At 43.4% G+C, this 16155-nt stretch carries 14 protein-coding genes and 4 pseudogenes; 1 reads left to right on the top strand and 17 read right to left on the bottom strand.

The features are described 5' to 3' along the window. Nucleotides 1–268 precede the first annotated feature (268 nt). The 10 genes and pseudogenes from ASU35_RS01150 to ASU35_RS01195 all read right to left on the bottom strand — a co-directional run. A pseudogene (locus ASU35_RS01150) lies at nucleotides 269–511 on the bottom strand (VirD4-like conjugal transfer protein, CD1115 family); the annotation flags it as partial. An 89-nt stretch (nucleotides 512–600) separates the two neighbouring features. Next, nucleotides 601–2001 carry a hypothetical protein gene (locus tag ASU35_RS01155; protein WP_058351297.1) on the bottom strand — a complete coding sequence of 467 codons (1401 nt, stop codon included), beginning with the start codon at nucleotides 1999–2001 and terminating at the stop codon, nucleotides 601–603. A 16-nt stretch (nucleotides 2002–2017) separates the two neighbouring features. After that, the gene (locus ASU35_RS01160; protein WP_058351298.1) at nucleotides 2018–3634 is read right to left on the bottom strand and encodes a recombinase family protein; all 1617 of its coding nucleotides are present in this window, start codon (nucleotides 3632–3634) and stop codon (nucleotides 2018–2020) included. 75 nt (nucleotides 3635–3709) lie between these two features. Further along, nucleotides 3710–3874, bottom strand: coding sequence for a hypothetical protein (locus ASU35_RS19575; RefSeq protein ID WP_172749727.1), 165 nt, complete (start codon nucleotides 3872–3874; stop codon nucleotides 3710–3712). A 267-nt stretch (nucleotides 3875–4141) separates the two neighbouring features. Continuing rightward, nucleotides 4142–5495, bottom strand: a pseudogene (locus ASU35_RS01165) (virulence-associated E family protein). An 80-nt stretch (nucleotides 5496–5575) separates the two neighbouring features. Next, a complete protein-coding gene (locus tag ASU35_RS01170) occupies nucleotides 5576–6808 on the bottom strand; it encodes a plasmid recombination protein (protein ID WP_058351299.1) in 1233 nt (410 codons plus the stop codon). A 662-nt stretch (nucleotides 6809–7470) separates the two neighbouring features. Further along, the gene (locus ASU35_RS01180; RefSeq protein WP_058351301.1) at nucleotides 7471–8070 is read right to left on the bottom strand and encodes an OB-fold protein; all 600 of its coding nucleotides are present in this window, start codon (nucleotides 8068–8070) and stop codon (nucleotides 7471–7473) included. Between the two features lie 208 nt (nucleotides 8071–8278). Next, nucleotides 8279–8887 (bottom strand): recombinase family protein, encoded by a 609-nt coding sequence (locus ASU35_RS01185; RefSeq protein ID WP_058351302.1) that lies wholly within the window; start codon nucleotides 8885–8887, stop codon nucleotides 8279–8281. Nucleotides 8888–9039: 152 nt separating this feature from the next. After that, a complete protein-coding gene (locus ASU35_RS01190; protein WP_058351303.1) occupies nucleotides 9040–9345 on the bottom strand; it encodes a hypothetical protein in 306 nt (101 codons plus the stop codon). 29 nt (nucleotides 9346–9374) lie between these two features. Next, complete coding sequence (locus tag ASU35_RS01195) at nucleotides 9375–9608, bottom strand: helix-turn-helix domain-containing protein (RefSeq protein ID WP_058351304.1); 234 nt, start codon at nucleotides 9606–9608, stop codon at nucleotides 9375–9377. 327 nt (nucleotides 9609–9935) lie between these two features. Between ASU35_RS01195 and ASU35_RS01200 the strand changes: the two genes are divergently transcribed. After that, on the top strand, nucleotides 9936–10985 hold the full coding sequence (locus tag ASU35_RS01200; protein WP_058351305.1) for a hypothetical protein: 1050 nt from the start codon (nucleotides 9936–9938) through the stop codon (nucleotides 10983–10985). A gap of 4 nt (nucleotides 10986–10989) precedes the next feature. On the opposite strand, the gene ASU35_RS01205 is transcribed toward ASU35_RS01200, so the two are convergent. The 7 genes and pseudogenes from ASU35_RS01205 to ASU35_RS01235 all read right to left on the bottom strand — a co-directional run. Beyond that, nucleotides 10990–11367 (bottom strand): TnpV protein, encoded by a 378-nt coding sequence (locus ASU35_RS01205; RefSeq protein WP_058351306.1) that lies wholly within the window; start codon nucleotides 11365–11367, stop codon nucleotides 10990–10992. A 98-nt stretch (nucleotides 11368–11465) separates the two neighbouring features. Next, nucleotides 11466–12812, bottom strand: a pseudogene (locus ASU35_RS01210) (VirD4-like conjugal transfer protein, CD1115 family); the annotation flags it as partial. Beyond that, nucleotides 12805–13047, bottom strand: coding sequence for a DUF6462 family protein (locus ASU35_RS01215; RefSeq protein ID WP_058351307.1), 243 nt, complete (start codon nucleotides 13045–13047; stop codon nucleotides 12805–12807). The pseudogene ASU35_RS01210 and the gene ASU35_RS01215, both read right to left, overlap by 8 nt. Before the next feature lie 3 nt (nucleotides 13048–13050). Then, nucleotides 13051–13326 (bottom strand): hypothetical protein, encoded by a 276-nt coding sequence (locus ASU35_RS01220; protein WP_058351308.1) that lies wholly within the window; start codon nucleotides 13324–13326, stop codon nucleotides 13051–13053. A 14-nt stretch (nucleotides 13327–13340) separates the two neighbouring features. Beyond that, nucleotides 13341–14390, bottom strand: a complete 1050-nt coding sequence (locus tag ASU35_RS01225; RefSeq protein WP_058351309.1) for a DUF6017 domain-containing protein — start codon at nucleotides 14388–14390, stop codon at nucleotides 13341–13343. Then, nucleotides 14391–15314 (bottom strand): ParB/RepB/Spo0J family partition protein, encoded by a 924-nt coding sequence (locus ASU35_RS01230; RefSeq protein ID WP_058351310.1) that lies wholly within the window; start codon nucleotides 15312–15314, stop codon nucleotides 14391–14393. It abuts the gene before it with no gap. Between the two features lie 2 nt (nucleotides 15315–15316). Beyond that, nucleotides 15317–16069 (bottom strand): annotated as a pseudogene (locus ASU35_RS01235) (ParA family protein); the annotation flags it as partial. Nucleotides 16070–16155: the final 86 nt, after the last annotated feature.

The raw sequence follows: 16155 nt of genomic DNA on the forward strand, positions 1-16155 counted from the left end.
AAGTGCGATAACTAATGTCTGTAATACGCCTACTGCGCTCTGAAAAAATGCCATTTTGTTTTCCTCCTAAAATTCATATCTTTCGGCAATATTTTGTATTTTTGCCGATGTATAGTTGATTAGTTGCTGCCAACTCCCGTCGACTGAAGCTGACAATTCGCGCGAATTGTCGCGGTATTCGTCAAAGTCTTGTGCAAACACAGACTTTTCCTCATTACACGCGCATAATAAAAGCCCCTTCAGAAGTGCTATACTTCCAAAAGAGCTATTACTCAGTTACTTCGATGACCGTAAACTGATCATCTGCTTTCAATATTAAGTTGTCTTTTTTCTTCAGGAACTTCTCGATATCGAACCAGTTCCTTTTGTCTGCATCCGCTGTAAGAGAATATTTTGGATGCTTTGTTAGGTCATATTTATCTGAGAAAAATGGTCTTACACCACGAACCTGCACAATGCATTTTGATCCGTCCATGACAGCCAGTTCATCAATACTCATCAGATCTTTGCCACAATGTCAAGTGATGAATTAGAACAAAAATGCTCCCCCTTCTTGCAAACAGAAGAGGGAGCATTAACAACTTATTTAGATTTCAATTATTATATTGTAATATTTTTCTCGAACTCCTTTTTAAAATCTTCTATTTTGCTAGCTTCAATAAAAATTGGTGTTATTGAAGAAAAAACTACCGGGTTCTTAGAATAAGTGACTATTAGGTTTTCCTGTAAATAACACTGAGCGGCATTGGGGAAAAAATCAGCAGGCAATGGATATTTTGCATTTGGATTATGGAATACTGTGACACCTTCTGACCAAGGTTCTGAATTTTGCTCAGTAACAAAATAAGAAAATATTTGGGGAATAACTGCATTTGGATCTGGATTATAAACACTTGCTATTCTATACATAAGTACATTGTTTTCATCCAGTCCACATTGTTTCCCTATTCGACTAAATTTTGAAACTGTCGCACATGAAGAATGCAACACTGCACTTACATTTTCTGAATTTTCTTGAAAAAAGAAACCGGAAGGAATTGAATTGCGCCCATCTCCCTTAGGGTGTGTAGTAACTTTGATTGGTTTCACAATTAAATTCCCATTTGAATCAAAGAAATGGTCATATTCAAATCCATATAAATAAGTAATAAGTGAACCTTGGCTCCAAGTCATTGAACATGTGTTATGAAAATCTGCGATGGCAATTACAAAAGGTTTTTCCTTTGTGTGTTGATACTCCCAATAATGTGTTCCGTTTTTATCTTTATGTGTTAATTTGCTGTATAATGAACTACCCCATTTTGCTGACATAAATTTTTGTTCTTTTATAATGTCTTCCCTTGTAGGGATATTTCTGCATATTTCTTGTAAATTTTTATTGGACACTATAACAGCTTCTACAGACACCTCGCTATCTCCTGAACTAAGTAAAAAATCAGGGGCAAAGTGCTCTCGATTAATCTGCAATCCCTCCTCATTAAAATAGCAAAACAAGTATAATTCCCAAAGTCTGGAATCAAATCCTGTTGTTTGAAACTGCTGAACAAAGTTACCATCCACATCAAAAAAATGAGGCATTATTTCATTGATAACATTTCTCGCAGCTGAATGAGTTGGACTTTTAGCTATTATTTGGAAGTATGGATCAAGTTTAGAGACTTTTGCACGAGGAATAAACAAATCATCCACAGTCTTTCTGGTATCCTTTTTTTCAGTAAACACCGTTTTTTCCAACAGCTTGGAATGTGACAGCATAATCTTTCTAGCTGCTTCACAATCCTCAATATCAATTTTCAAATCAATGCAACGAATTTGTCTATTTTCATCTCTTGCTAAAAAAATCACTGTATAATTTTTATCTTGCCTATCAAGGCAGATGACAGCCCATAAAGTTTTAGATTCATTTATATACCATTCAAGTTCTTCATTGAAAAATTCAGCCAAATTATGCCTAGTAAAAAACACATACAAATCAAACTGATTCTTTGAAATTGGTTTCAATTATTTTTACCCCTTGTTATCCTAACACTATTTCTCCCACAAAGTTATAGACTATCCTGACTTCCTGAATCTTCTGTCCGTCTATCTTTTTGACCTCACCCACTAGAATCCGGCTGATCAGCCGATTCAGCACCGCTTCATCCAATTCCTGTATGGTGGCATACTGCCGAATCTCTCGGATAAAGGTGCGGACTTCACTTTCCTGAGCGTCAGACTGCTGAAGCATTCGCATCAGTTCCTGCAACCGGCACTGATTTTCTTCCTGCTCCTGCTCCATAGCGGCGGCCAGCTTCATAAACCGCTGCTCAGAAAGCACACCCTTGGCCTTGTCGGTGTAAAGGCTCAGGAACATATCGTCAATTTCCTGGTTTCTGGATTCCAGACGCTCACGCTCTTTCTGCATCTCGGAAGCATCCGCCATATACCGGCGCTCCATCCGTCTGCTTAACCGCTGATAAAAGGCATCTGCATCTTTGAGTGCCATTGCTGCCAGTTCCTGAATGTCCTTCAGGACGAGATTATACAAATCCCTGGCTTCGATTTTGTGACTGGTGCAGGCGTTTTTGCCCAGCCGGTTGTAGGTCTGGCAGATATAATACGCCTTGTCAATCGGTTCCCGCATCTCGCCGGTAAAGCGGTTCTTGCCGGTTCTGCCAACCTTTTCATACCGCACCTGCATGGATTTCCCACAGGTGGCGCAGTAGATAATACCGTGGAACAGGTTGTAGAAAGGGCAAGCATTGCCTTTCATGATAGGCGGCCTGCGATCCACGATTGCCTGTACCTGATCCCATTCCTCTGGTGTCACAATTGCTTCATGACAGCCCTCAATAATTTCCCAGTCTTCACGGGGAATAAAGTCATAGGTATTGGAACGAATGGCTTTCTGGTGTGTCCTGCACACCAAGTGTGCACCTTTATAAAATGGGTTTCGCAGGATATGACTGATTCTGGAGCTACCCCAGCAATAGTAGTTAACATCACAGGCAGTATTGCCCTTGACTCTGGTAATGGAAATCTTGTCCTCCATCAGCTGCTTGGCAATCCATATACAGCCCCAGCCATCCAGTGCCAGGTCATAGATTTTACGAATTACCGGCGCAGTCTCCGGGTCACGCATCAGGCCTAAGGGAGTAGGACCGCCGCAATACTTCCCTTGCCGGGAACGGGTCATACGCCCTGCCAGCACTTTCTTGGAAATATCCCGGCTATACATATCGTTCAGGATATTCTTGAACGGCGTGATGTCCATTTCCTGACGGGTCAAACTGTCCACACCATCGGTAATTGCGATATAACGGACATTGTGTTTAGGGAAGAAGATTTCAATATAGCTTCCGGCTTCGATATAATTTCTTCCCAGTCTGGACAGGTCTTTGGTAATGACACAACCGATTTTACCGGCCTCAATATCGACAATCATACGCTGAAAAGATGGTCGATTGAAATTACGGCCTGTGTAACCATCATCCACATAATACTCATACTGGAACATCCCATTTTTCTCGGCAAAGTCCCGAAGCATGATTTTTTGATTGCTAATGCTCATGCTCTCGTTATCGCCGCCATCGTCCAGAGAAATACGGCAATAGAGGGCTGTGATTTTCTGATTGACTTGTTTTTTCCTGCTCATAGTAATCTCCTTCTATGAACAGGGACACGATATACATATTATACCATGCCCCTGTTTTTTCTTCAACCAAATCCCTCAGCTTGCCTTTCGTTCCAGCCATTCTTCAAAGTGTTCGCAGGTTTGCCGTTCAATGAGCTGTTCAAAGGCTTCCTGCATGGTTTTATCACCTGAAAACTCCCGTATCACGATAAACTTCACTTTTTTGCTCAGCTTGTTTTCTTGCTTTTGGGTTTTCTCCATAGGCTACCTCCATAGATCAGAAAGGCCAGGCAAAGGGAGCCTGCAACGAAGTCCGGCAACAGACCTCGAAAAACCTGCAACCTATCGTCTGACCATCGTTTCTTACTTTTCAAATTTTCTTGTAAAATCTCGTTGCTTTCGTTGTCAGAGAACAAATACCCGTCCAAAAGTCTTGCTTTACGGGTATTTATCGTATCTACACCCCCACTTTTGCGGCAACAAAGTCAGCAACCAGCCGACAACCTACTGGGCAACAAGCCCCGTAAATCAGGCAATCCACTCCTTTGGCAGTTCCAGCTGACAGACTTCTTCCTCGCTCAGTTCTACAAATCCATCTTCGTTGTCGGGCAGTTCGTTGCCGGAAATCTCCCGCTCCCAGCCACGCTGACGCCCATATCCAGCAAACAGCCGTGGGTTAGAGAAAGGCTTCCAGCCCGTCACCACTGTGTTCATGATCTCATTGATATTGTGGAGCTGCCACCGCTTCGGCTCCTCAAAGGTGTGTCCCAGTGCCTCCTTAAACAGCTGTTTTGAGCAGCCCATGTTTCCGGTGTAGTGTTCCAGAAATCCCTGTATCTGTCCGGCTTCGGTGTCCTCCGGCATGAAGTCTTTCTGAACCTCCACCAGCTGTCTCTGAATCTCCTTTGAAAACTTCATGGAATACTCCCCGCTGCGGTAAATGGTCATAGCCTCTGCCCATACCCGCAACAGATATTCTCTGGAAGCGGCTTCGTCCTCCAGAATGTGAACCTCCGCTTTCTCCGGGCAAATCATCACTGGCAGAAACCGCCGGTTCCCGGCTCGATCCAGCGGCAGGAAGTCAAGCGTATTCGAGGAACCACCGAACACACACTGCCGAAGCCGGTCTTTAGGCTGAGATTCATAGGGTGTCCGATAGGTTTCCTTCTGTCGGCTAATAAAGGAACGGATTTCTTCAATGCTCTTTGCGCTGTTGGTGGCAAGCATCTCTGACATCTCAATGATCCAGTGACCTTGCAGCTTTTGGAATACCCGGTCGTCATCCAATTTCTTCAAGTCATCAGAGAACCATTCGTCTCGGATCGCCAACAGTCGAAAGAAGGTGGACTTTCCGGCTCCCTGGCCGCCCACCAGACAGAGCAGCTCCTCATACTTGCACTCAGGGTGGAACACCCGGCGGATGGCCCCCAGCAGGAAGTGTTTGAGCATTTCCTCTACATAGTCGCTCTCATCCGCCCCCCAGAAAGTGACGCAGGCAGGAGCGTATCCGTGGCTGGCCGTCCCACACCAGACTATCCAGCACATCCCGAATGGGGTGGTAGTAATTCTCATTTGCCACAATGGACATCGCCGCCATCAGCTTCTTTTCACTGGTCAGACCATAGTGCTGCTCAAAGTACAGAAGCAGATACTTGACATCAGTATCTGTCAGGACGCTGGTGCTCCTGCGCCATCCCAGGTTGCGCACAATGTCCACTCGGTCTGTCAGCAGATTCAGCCGGATAGCGCCCTTCAAAAAGGGATCGTGACAGAACACAATCCGGCAGTTGTCGATGGTGTTGGCTGGTTTTCCTTTTTCCGTTGTCGTAAGAATTTCCCATACCCCTGCAACATCCGCTGCATCATACTGGGGATTTGAGATAAAAGTTGAAGATTCATTGGACACGATTTCACCTCCAAAAACAGAACAGACACCCAATTTCTTTCAAAATCAGATGCCTGTCAAAGTTCCATATTCTGTTTTTTCTGTTTCTCCTGTGTATGCTTTTCACTGTCTTTTTTCCGTTGCTCCTCCATTCCTCGACGAAGCGCTTCCACAATGGAAGGCTTTGTCTGTTTTTTGATTTCTTCTGTGACAGCCTTCTTCTTGTCCGTATGAAGCAGAGCAGCCTTCACTTTTTCCAGTGTGGAGTGCATCGTTGTCCGGATTTTTCCAATCACACCATCCAGCCTTGCCATCGCATAGTCCCGTTCCTTTTTCGGCGCTTTTCGCTCCGGGGATTGCAGCCATGCTTTGGTGTCCTCGATCATATCAATATCTTTCTGATGGGTCATGGTTTTTACCTCGTCTGTTACCAATTCTACCGCCTTGTCATAAGCAACGCTGGACACCTCATCAATCAGACTGTCCACATCCTCAATTTTCAGAGTCAGTTCCTTCAGCTTCAGCTCCTGCTGGACAAGTTTTTCTTTTTGCTTCATCAGGATATAATCCTGCTTCTCCAGATAATCACGCCCACCATAGGACGGTTCCTGCTCCAGATGCACCCCATGCTTGCGGCTGATGTCAAAAAGCATCGTGCGGCATACGACATCAAAAGTCTGTTTTCGGTTATTGTGCTTTCCTTTTGGCTGTTCCGGTTTAGGGAGAGGGATACCCAGTTCCTCCAGCGCCTTTTCCTGCTGGGGACACAGCTCCCCATACCGGTTTTTACAGTCAAACACATAGCGCTCATGGATATGGGGTGTACCCTCATCCAGATGTAGCGCCCAGTCCAGAATGTGGATATGGGAACCAAATCGCCGTTCAAACTCCTCGTAAAATTCGCTGACAATGAGTGCCAGAGTACCCGGTGAAATGGATTCTTCCATAGTGCCGATCTGGTAGATGCTTTCTTCTGGGCAGGTCTTGTTATTTTTTAAAAGATTTTCCACCGTGCGGTTGCACTCGGTGTGTCGGGTTTTCTCGTTCCGGGCGTTCTGAGCATCGACATAGTCAGCATAATGCTCATAGTAGTACATCCTTTCAATTTCCTCAAAGCTGAAATCCGGTTGTTCCGGGTTTTCACGAAAGTCATGGGTGGTAAAGCCCCGGTAACAGTCCCAGTACATATTTTTTCTGGCACGCTCAGAATCAATATGTTCGCTATTCTCTACATCAAACCGACGGTCATTGTGCCGGGGATTATAGGTGCCATGCTTGCCAGAGCGTCCATTGTGCCGTGTCAGTTTCAATTTTCATCCCTCCCAATCTTTGTTGCGTTTCCCAAAGGGGCGTAGCGGCGAAGCCGCAAATCCTGCGAAAGTCTGCGTCAGGTAATACCCAGTATAAGTTGACGCAGGCATCAACTTTCCCTGGGCAAGGCGTTTCACCCTTGACCCGATAATGGCTGCCGCCCTTAACCTGCCAATGGGCTCGTCTCCACTTCGTGTCGGTCGGTGCTTTTGCGGTGTTACCGCAAAGGTCGCCACCGGCGACCCGCACCCCTTGACTCCAACAGGGCGCTGCACCCCTGTACCCAGCACAAAGGGATTGCATCCCTCTGTACTCCTGCCCGAAAAAGCTGACTGCCCAAAACATAGCCGGTCAGCTTTTCCGGCTTTTGAAGAAAGTTCCTCGGTCACTTTCCTCAAAAAGAAAAACCGATGCAGGAATTTTCTTTACGAAAATCCATGCACCGGCTCGAAGTAATTATTTGCAAATAATGTGTTGTTTAATGCAATACCGCACAATTACAAGCGGTGGTATGTGCCGTAAAATTTTTTGTCAGATGAAACAAAACGCACAAGGAATCCTTGGTGGATTCACGAGCATTTTTTGTAAAATATGGCGGAAAATTTTGGTGTAGACCGCTGTCTGAGCCTATCGGCGTAAATTGTGCGGTGTTGCCTTAAATTTAATTTGATGCTTTTACTACTTCATCAATGTCAAGAGAGTAGCCCATAACTTCTCCAACATCTTTAATTTTTCCTTTGACCGCTAAAGTGTCGCCAATAGACATATCCATCACTGCTGATTTCTGTTCTTCAGACTTGATATAACACTGAACACCCAAAATAGCAAACTCATCTTCGGTTGAAACAATGGAAATGTATTTACCGCTGCTATCAATAACATTTAAGCGACCAGTCAACTCAATATACTGATCTTTATATTTATTAGCAGCTTTTAGGGCGTTGCCGTTTAGATCATCCATCAACTCAGAAACCGAATATGCTGTATAGGTGATTTCCGGGGTTTCAGGTTCTGCCTGTGTATTGTTGGTATTTTCAGATGTGGTTACTTGGGTATCATTTTTTCCGGCTTCATTAGAGGTTTTATCTCCACCAGCACTACCAATTGCACCAATTATGATTATTGCAATCACAGCAATAAACCACGGTCGCTTATAAAGTGGCTTCTTATTTTTCCCTCCACATTGCGGACAAACTTTGGCACTTGCCGCAATTTCAGCTCCGCAATGTTTGCAAGTCACCATTTTGTTTTCTTTTGACATCTCAATTCCTCCCTACAAAGTCTTTAATTTTTACTTACATGATAGTGTACCTTTCTGTAAAATGCCCATTTCTTCATGTATATGGAATCATATTACTATAACGCAGCAAAAAAGTCCAGTAGCAAAAGAAAAAATCAGCAAGTTGCACACAAAAAATGTCTGAAAAACTTACCTGCAAAAAAGTACACAATCCTGTAAAAACACCCGCTTACAATAACTTGGCTTTTTCGTGGACCTCCGCACGATAGCGAAAGGTGGAAAGCGGCATCCCGCACAGCTTTGCGGCAGCTGTCCCGGTAATTTTTCCGTTTTTCCATTGTTGGTATAGGTGGTGAAAGTTTTCAGGTAAAGGCGCTGGGGGTCTGCCGAAGCGGACACCTCTTGCTTTGGCTACGGCAATTCCTTCTGCCTGACGCTGTCGGATATTGGTGCGCTCGTTTTCTGCCACAAAGGACAATACTTGCAGCACAATATCGCTAAGGAATGTCCCCATCAGGTCTTTGCCCCGACGGGTATCCAGCAAAGGCATATCCAGCACCACGATGTCAATTCCTTTTTCCTTGGTCAGTATCCGCCACTGCTCCAGAATTTCAGAATAGTTACGCCCCAGACGGTCGATGCTCTTGATATAGAGCAGATCGTCTTTTTTTAGTTTCCGTACCATTTTCCGGTACTGCGGACGTTCAAAGTCCTTACCGGATTGCTTATCGATAAATAAATTTTTCTCTGGAATAGAAAGTTCTTTCAGAGCAAGAATCTGCCTGTCCTCATTCTGTTCTCTGGTGCTGACACGGATATATCCATACAAAATTCCCATTGCTTTTCCCTCCTTTCTCTCGACCGGGAAAACAGCTCCCGAACCGGATATTTTTCATCTTCTATGGTACTGGATACGTTTACCCCCCTGAACAAACAGCCTGTGAAAATGCCGGGTGCAGACCCGGCATTTTGCAGTCACTTACCCTGTAATCAGGCACTTTCCTTTTCTGCACGCAAAACCTGAAATCCATGTTGTTTTGCGTACTTTCTGGCAGCTTCCAGTCGCTCCTCACTGTATGGTGGAATCAACCGGACAGACAGCCGAGACTTTTCAATCACATAGGTCACGCTGCCCTCCGTGGTGCTGCGCTCCAGCCGGCAAAGCTGGGGATATTTCCGGCTAAACTCTGCTAATCTGCGTTTCAGATCGGCATTGAAGGTATAGATGCTGGCGGTGCTTTCCGCTTCGTTCCAGTTGATAATGGTTTCTTTCTCATACTTAGACAGCTTCATCATAAAAATCCTCCTCATATTCCATTTCACGGTTATGTTGTTTTCTCTTTTTCGTTCTCGTGGGAATTGCCGCCGCTGTCCAGCCAATTAAAAAAGGCTTTCTTGCTGATTTTAATCAACCGGCCACTGCGCACCACCGGAACCCCCGGTGTGTGTACCAACTCATAGGCGCTGGCTCTGGAAATCCCCATGATATGCTGAATATCTGTAACATCCAAAATCAGGGGCAGCGAGTTGTAATCATTCCACTTCATTTTTTCTTTCATATCGGTGTTCCTCCTTTATTTAAATTGATTGATTTTCATTTTCCGCATATTTGCCGTTCTACCTGTTCCGTTTCCTTCATGCTGCCCTGCTCGACATACATGAGTCATCAGTTTTTCGATGCGCTCGCCCTCCGTTTTAGGAGAGGTCATGGCGGTTTATCTCGGTTCAGACGGTCATTTAGTTGTCAATGTACACAATGGAACGAAATTACCATCTGACGTCATCATATCGCCACAAACTTGACAAAACAATAGCTTTGCAGTACCATTAGTGTAACGGATATAAGAGAATTACAAAATTACCATAAGGCAAGATGAGGGAATTGTATGGACTTTGAATTTGTGCGGCACGAACCGCTTTATGACCGTATTCTGCTGGTGCTGACGCTGGACAGACAGAAAATGATAGAGCGTATTTTGATTGGAGAAGAACTGCAAATCCGGTTTCGTTTACAGGGATATGACGACGCCGAGGTGCTTTGTGATGTTACACGCCCTTTGGGAACCATGCTTTCAACCTTTGAGCATGATTCAGACGGCGAATGGAATCGCCTCGGTTTAATACCACTGAGAGAATCGCTTCACTCTAACCGGTGGAAGCAGCCAGAACTGGAACAGGTGTCCGGTGATTTTCTGGCAAAAAAATATCTCACCGGTGATCCGGTGAGAATGTATGTGGCACTTCGTATCTGGAATGAATATTTGAAGGCAAGAGAACCACGAGATCGGGAATCTGCCTGTGAGCGTTTTATCGGGAAAATGAATGGCTTCACGGCTCTATTTATGGGGAATCCACCTCTTGACTTTGATGACGATATAGGAAAGCCTAAGCATCTGAATATTGCTACGCATATTTATGGTTCTGTACCGCATGAAGATACCCGGCTTGACCTCTGGTATCCGGACAGCAAACGGAAAATGGAGTGTGTTGCCGCCTATTCGTCCCTGTATCCGCTGATGATCTATTATCTGAACCGTCTGAACGATTGGAGGCTGTATTTCCGGAAATGCAAAATCTGCGGGAAAGTATTTCTTGCTAAAAGCCAACGATATGAGCTGTGCAGCGATAAGTGCCGTAAAAAGCAATCTCTCCAGAACAAGCGTGAGTTTGATGAACGAGCCAGAGAAAACAATTATGATTTACTCTACAAAAACGAGTGCCAGAACTGGCGAAACAAAATCAATAAGGCAAAGAAAACTTCTAATTTTCCTGCTGACCGTCTGGAAGAAATGCTGGCTGCTTTTGAATCCTTCAAAAAAGAAGCCTTGCAACGGAAACAGGCTGTGAAAAAGAAAACAGCCAGCCCGAAGGGATTTTCGGACTGGCTGCTCCGGCAGAGTAATATCATCGTGGAACTGGCTGAACAGGAAAACTGACATTTCAGCAGTAGATCATTTCAGACCGAATAATTTCTTCTGCCCGGTTGCGTAAGCTGTTCATTGCCCTAACCCATGCCATTTGGTCACAAGTTTTCAATTCCTCCGTAATTCCTTCAGCTTCTTTCATCTGGGCAATGATATAATCCAGCCGGTTCTGTGCCTGCTCATTCAGATCTGCCAGATATGTCCATAGTTTGCCGGACAAAATCAGGTCATTATACCGGGCTGGATGATATAGTTCCAGATAGGCTTTGTGCATACGCCCCCAGATTCCAATGGGGCGGTTTTCTTCCGGTAACTGTAAGTCTGGAATGTAATAGTCACCGACCAGTGTATAGCTGATGCCGTTTTGACAGGTTTTCTTTGGTAAGTGTTCCATAAGCGACCTCCTGTATTCGATTTTTCTCCGAATCCAGCTGATCGTGTCCCTGTTCATGTCAAATTCAAGGCAGCTGAACTTTTCATCAACAAGTATGGCACATCATGACCAAGCTTCTGATAGTTCATGTTATAGCTCTGTGACTGTCCTCTGGTTTCACCTGTGTTATACATATTAATAGTCTCTTTACCGAGCGTGGTATTCAGGTCTTTCAGAGTCGTCTGTTCAGAACCACCCAGGAAAATCTGAGAATCACAGTTACCGATAATGGTATCTGCATTATCTTTATAAATTGCCTTTAGCTGCGATTTTGCCTGTAGCACCAGACATGCCGATATCTCACGGCTTCGAATGGTTGCCATCAGCTTCTCTAAGTTTGGAATCTGACCAATGTTGGCCATCTCGTCGATTAAGCAAGTTACATGTACCGGAAGTCTTCCGCCATACACATCATCTGCCTTCTCGCATAAGAGATTAAAGAGCTGGGTGTAAATCATACTGATTAGGAAATTAAAGGTTGCATCTGTATCTGACATAATCAGGAATAATACAGTCTTCTTATCTCCCAGCGTATCCAGCTCCAGTTCATCATAGGCTGTAATCTCCCGAAGTTCCTTAATATCAAAGGGTGCAAGGCGCGCACCACAGCTAACCAAGATTGATTTCGCCGTTTTGCCTGCCGCAAGCTTATATTTGGCATATTGCCTTACTGCAAAGTGGTCCGGCTCCCTCTCTGCCAGTTCATCAAACATGAGATCCACCGGATTTTTGAACTCCTCATCATCCTCTCGCACCTCCATGGCATTGATCATTTCAAGCAGAGTTGAGAAGTTCTGCTCCTCTTCCGGCGCCTCATAATGAATATATCCGATCAGTGCGGAATAAAGCAGCTTTTCGGACTTCTCCCAGAATTCATCCCCGCCTTTTCCTTCCCCTTTTGTGTTCGCAATCAGGGTTGTAACCAGCTTCAAAATGTCCTTTTCATCATGCACATATGCAAATGGATTATAGTGCATACTCTTCTTAAAATTGATCGTGTTAAAGATTTTCATGCGGTAATTATTCTTCACCAGGGCGTGGCCAATTTCATTAACTACTGTACCCTTTGGATCCGTAATTACCAGTGAAGAATTCATTTGAAGCGCGTTTGGCTTAATAAAGAATCTCGTCTTACCTGAACCAGAACCACCTACTACAAGCACATTCTTATTTCGTGCAAATTTAGGCTCCGGTGGTCTTCCATTCATGGTAAGTCGCTCCGTCTGTGACAGGAGCATATTATTGGAGAATTCCTTATCAATAAATGGCTCTATGTCCTCGTGCGTCCCCCACCTGGCAGAACCATACTCAGCATTATGTCTGTACTTTTTTGCATTCTTACCCTTTAGATATACAGCCAGCCTGAGTGCGCCTCCAACTGCTACACCGACTAATAAATCAATTGGATCCAAACATATCCTCTATATACTTATTCAAAACCTTCACATTTACAAGGATTCTTCCACCCACTTCACGCCTGGCACCAGAATCCTTTGCAAGTTTTTCAAATGAATGTCTTCCAAGAGAATATAGCAATCTCCCCTCAGCCATACTAATGTATGGTTTCTGAGCAGCCTCAACAATAATACGTAACTTTTCAACATCAATCCCCTGATAATCTTCTTCTCTTCCAAACGACATTACTTACACCGCCTTTAATCTCTCTTTTAATCCATCCAACACAACCGAAATAGTTCCTGCAAAGAAAAGTACTACAATCACTCCTACGAATACCATTGCAAAAATTCCAAGCGCCAGCCACTGCCCTGTTACAACAGCAAGCACCGCACTAATCACAAGCAGATTTATCGCTACACCTGCAACTAGGCAATATATCTTCGTGGCGCCATCTATAACCAATTTCATCAAAGACAAAATCATAACAACCGGTAAAAGTAAAAGCTTAATCAAAAATCTCATTATCCTCACACTCCTTATTTCGCTCTAGCAAACTGAGGTAAATCGTGATTTACCTCAGCCCGATAATAGCCACTCATCGTACTGGGTGCATTGAACAAAGCTGCCATCAAATACTTTTTAATGTTTCTCACCTTTGTGGTGTTACTCTGCATACAGTCCATCACATACTCGATATGGCAATAATTCAGTTTCAGGAACTTTGAACGTACGAGCTCTGTCGGATAACTGTCACTTGCAATGATTATGCATTCCTTTCTGCTGACAACAGCCTCCAGCATGATATCTAAAATGCCTTCAATCAACTCATGGTCATAGGGATATCGCTCAAGCAAAAAGGGATACTCAATATTTCTCATCAGCAATTTTCTGTATGCATTTGTTTCATCCAATCCCATCCTATCCCCTGAAGATAAGATTGGATTGGATTTGATATTATTTATCTCAGTATTAATAGATTCAGTATTATTATTTAGTGGTGCCGAAAACGACACCTCCAAAGGTTCCCGTTCTGACACCTCTTGAAGTGCGATTTCGACACCTCCAGAGGTTCCCAAATCGACACCTCTGACACAGGATTTGTCCTCAGATACCATTATTTCAAGGTTCCTAAGCCTTAATTTGTCCGTTTCTTTAATTTCTTCACCTGAATCAGCACCAATATTCGCTTTCACTGAAGTGTCGATTTTGACACCTCTTGAAGTTCCGTTTTCTTCTTCAGCAAGCATAAAACTCTTAATATGAAGGATGCTTGGAAGACCAAGACCTCTCCTTTTCTTCTCCACCAATCCAAACTGTTCCAGCTCATTTAGATAATCAATGGACTTCTTTTTGGAGAAACCCAGAATGTCCTGGATCTCTTCAATCTTAAAAATAATGTAAACCCGCTTCTCTTCATCCAGCCATCCGTTCCTGGCAGAGAGAGACATTCTATCTAACAGCAATCCATACAATATCTTTGCAGATAAGGATAAGGGCGAAAATCTTTCCTCTGTCAGCATCACCTTTGGAATCCGAATGAAACTGAATTGTTCTGCTTCTTCACCATAATAGTAATTGAATTCCATTTACTTCACCGCCTTACTATGCTTATCCTGTTCCTTTTTCCAATTAGCGAGAAGTTCCTCTATAACAGCCCTGGCCTCCTGAGAAGTGTAATATGCTGGAAAGTATTTCCTAAGTTGATTAGAGGTAAAGTTAATTCTCATAGCAGGTTTTCTTCCTGGCTGATTATCATTCAAAATCTGAATTACTTCTTCCTGCGTCAGGTCTGGATTTGTATTAAGTTCTTTTCTTAATGCAATTATTTGATATGACTTAATTGTTCCATTATCTCTGATATATTCATGTAGCCACTTCTGAATTTTCTGATCAATATGAGAGATGTCTACTCCTGTCATAATGGCAATATTACCTCGGTCAATCAAATCCAGTAGTTCCGGAATCACCTCAGTAAGACGAATAAATCTGTGCACCTGATTTCTGCTTTCACCAACCTGCTTAGCTAAATCTTCATCAGCGCGATAATTCGTCCCAACTTGGGACGAATTTTTTCCTGGTCTTCCTGCACGTCTTCTCATTGCCTCATATCTCATTCTGTAAGCAAATGCCTTTTCACTTGGAAGAATTTCCTCACGCTGAATATTGCTATCTACCATAGCAATTACAGCATCATCGTCACCCATTTCCTTTATAGTTGCTGGAATTGTAGGAAGGCCAATCTTATTTACCGCATATAATCTGCGATGACCTGAAATCATTTCATATCCGCCTTCATCATCAGGTCTTACAACTACCGGAGTGAGCACTCCATTGTAACGAATATTTTCAATCAGATCCTCCATCTTTTCATCCTCAACAACCTTAAAAGGATGATTTTCAAAAGGATATATTTTTTCAACATCTATCTCTGTAACAGGATCTCCGGAAGGAACTCCAAGGAGCTCATCCACGGATAATATTTTAATCTTTTCACCAGATCTTTTCTTCATGATTAATCCTCCCCATTGATTTCAAGAAATTCATTTGTAAGCGACTCATAAGCCACAGCTACCTTGCCACTTCCACAATGTTCGAAGATGCTCACACCCTCAGCACTTGTTTCTGCAGCCTTTACTGAAATAGGAATATAGGTTTCAAAGGTACCAACAGAATCACTGTAGGTCTTATGAACCTTCTCAAAAATATCCCTGGCATAATTAGTTCTAAAATCTACCATAGTCATTACAATACCCTCGATAGTTAGCTTACGATTCAATTGTCGCTTAACCTTCATAATCGTTGAAATAAGCTGCTGTAGGCCCTTCACCGGCAGATAGGCTGTCTGCACCGGAATCAGCACAGAATCTGCAGCTGTAAGTGCATTAATTGTCATCATTCCAAGAGAAGGCATGCAGTCGATAATAATGTAGTCATACAAATTGCGAACCATATTTACATATTCCTTCATGATAGATTCTCTTGCGATTGCATTGACCAAGGAAACCTCAAGAGCTGATAATTCAATATTAGCCGGAATTAAATCTACTCCCTCTGAATGATGAAGAATTCCATCCTGCTCCGATACCTCTTCATCATTAATAAGAGCCAACATAATTGTTGCTAGAGTGACCTTAATATCATCCGGCTGAATGTAACCAAGACTTGCTGTCATAGAACCCTGAGGATCTGCATCAATCAGCAATACCTTCTTACCCTTTCTCGTTAATCCAATTCCAAGATTTACTGCAGTAGTGGTCTTGCTTACATTATGTAAAGCTTCACATAAAGTTGGTTATGAAAAGTAAGCTATTATGAAAAGTTGAGTCCATACTTTATTGGATTTCTTATAGT

It is taken from the genome of Acetivibrio ethanolgignens (assembly GCF_001461035.1).
In the GTDB taxonomy this organism is placed as follows: Bacteria; Bacillota; Clostridia; order Lachnospirales; family Lachnospiraceae; genus Velocimicrobium; species Velocimicrobium ethanolgignens.

Bases quoted from the DNA above. Each gene is read 5' to 3' on its own strand.
- ASU35_RS01160 (WP_058351298.1), bottom strand. From the start codon at position 3,634: ATGAGCAGGAAAAAACAAGTCAATCAGAAAATCACAGCCCTCTATTGC.
- ASU35_RS19575 (WP_172749727.1), bottom strand. From the start codon at position 3,874: ATGGAGAAAACCCAAAAGCAAGAAAACAAGCTGAGCAAAAAAGTGAAG.
- ASU35_RS01180 (WP_058351301.1), bottom strand. From the start codon at position 8,070: ATGTCAAAAGAAAACAAAATGGTGACTTGCAAACATTGCGGAGCTGAA.
- ASU35_RS01185 (WP_058351302.1), bottom strand. From the start codon at position 8,887: ATGGGAATTTTGTATGGATATATCCGTGTCAGCACCAGAGAACAGAAT.
- ASU35_RS01190 (WP_058351303.1), bottom strand. From the start codon at position 9,345: ATGATGAAGCTGTCTAAGTATGAGAAAGAAACCATTATCAACTGGAAC.
- ASU35_RS01195 (WP_058351304.1), bottom strand. From the start codon at position 9,608: ATGAAAGAAAAAATGAAGTGGAATGATTACAACTCGCTGCCCCTGATT.
- ASU35_RS01200 (WP_058351305.1), top strand. From the start codon at position 9,936: ATGGACTTTGAATTTGTGCGGCACGAACCGCTTTATGACCGTATTCTG.
- ASU35_RS01205 (WP_058351306.1), bottom strand. From the start codon at position 11,367: ATGGAACACTTACCAAAGAAAACCTGTCAAAACGGCATCAGCTATACA.
- ASU35_RS01215 (WP_058351307.1), bottom strand. From the start codon at position 13,047: ATGTCGTTTGGAAGAGAAGAAGATTATCAGGGGATTGATGTTGAAAAG.
- ASU35_RS01220 (WP_058351308.1), bottom strand. From the start codon at position 13,326: ATGAGATTTTTGATTAAGCTTTTACTTTTACCGGTTGTTATGATTTTG.
- ASU35_RS01225 (WP_058351309.1), bottom strand. From the start codon at position 14,390: ATGGAATTCAATTACTATTATGGTGAAGAAGCAGAACAATTCAGTTTC.
- ASU35_RS01230 (WP_058351310.1), bottom strand. From the start codon at position 15,314: ATGAAGAAAAGATCTGGTGAAAAGATTAAAATATTATCCGTGGATGAG.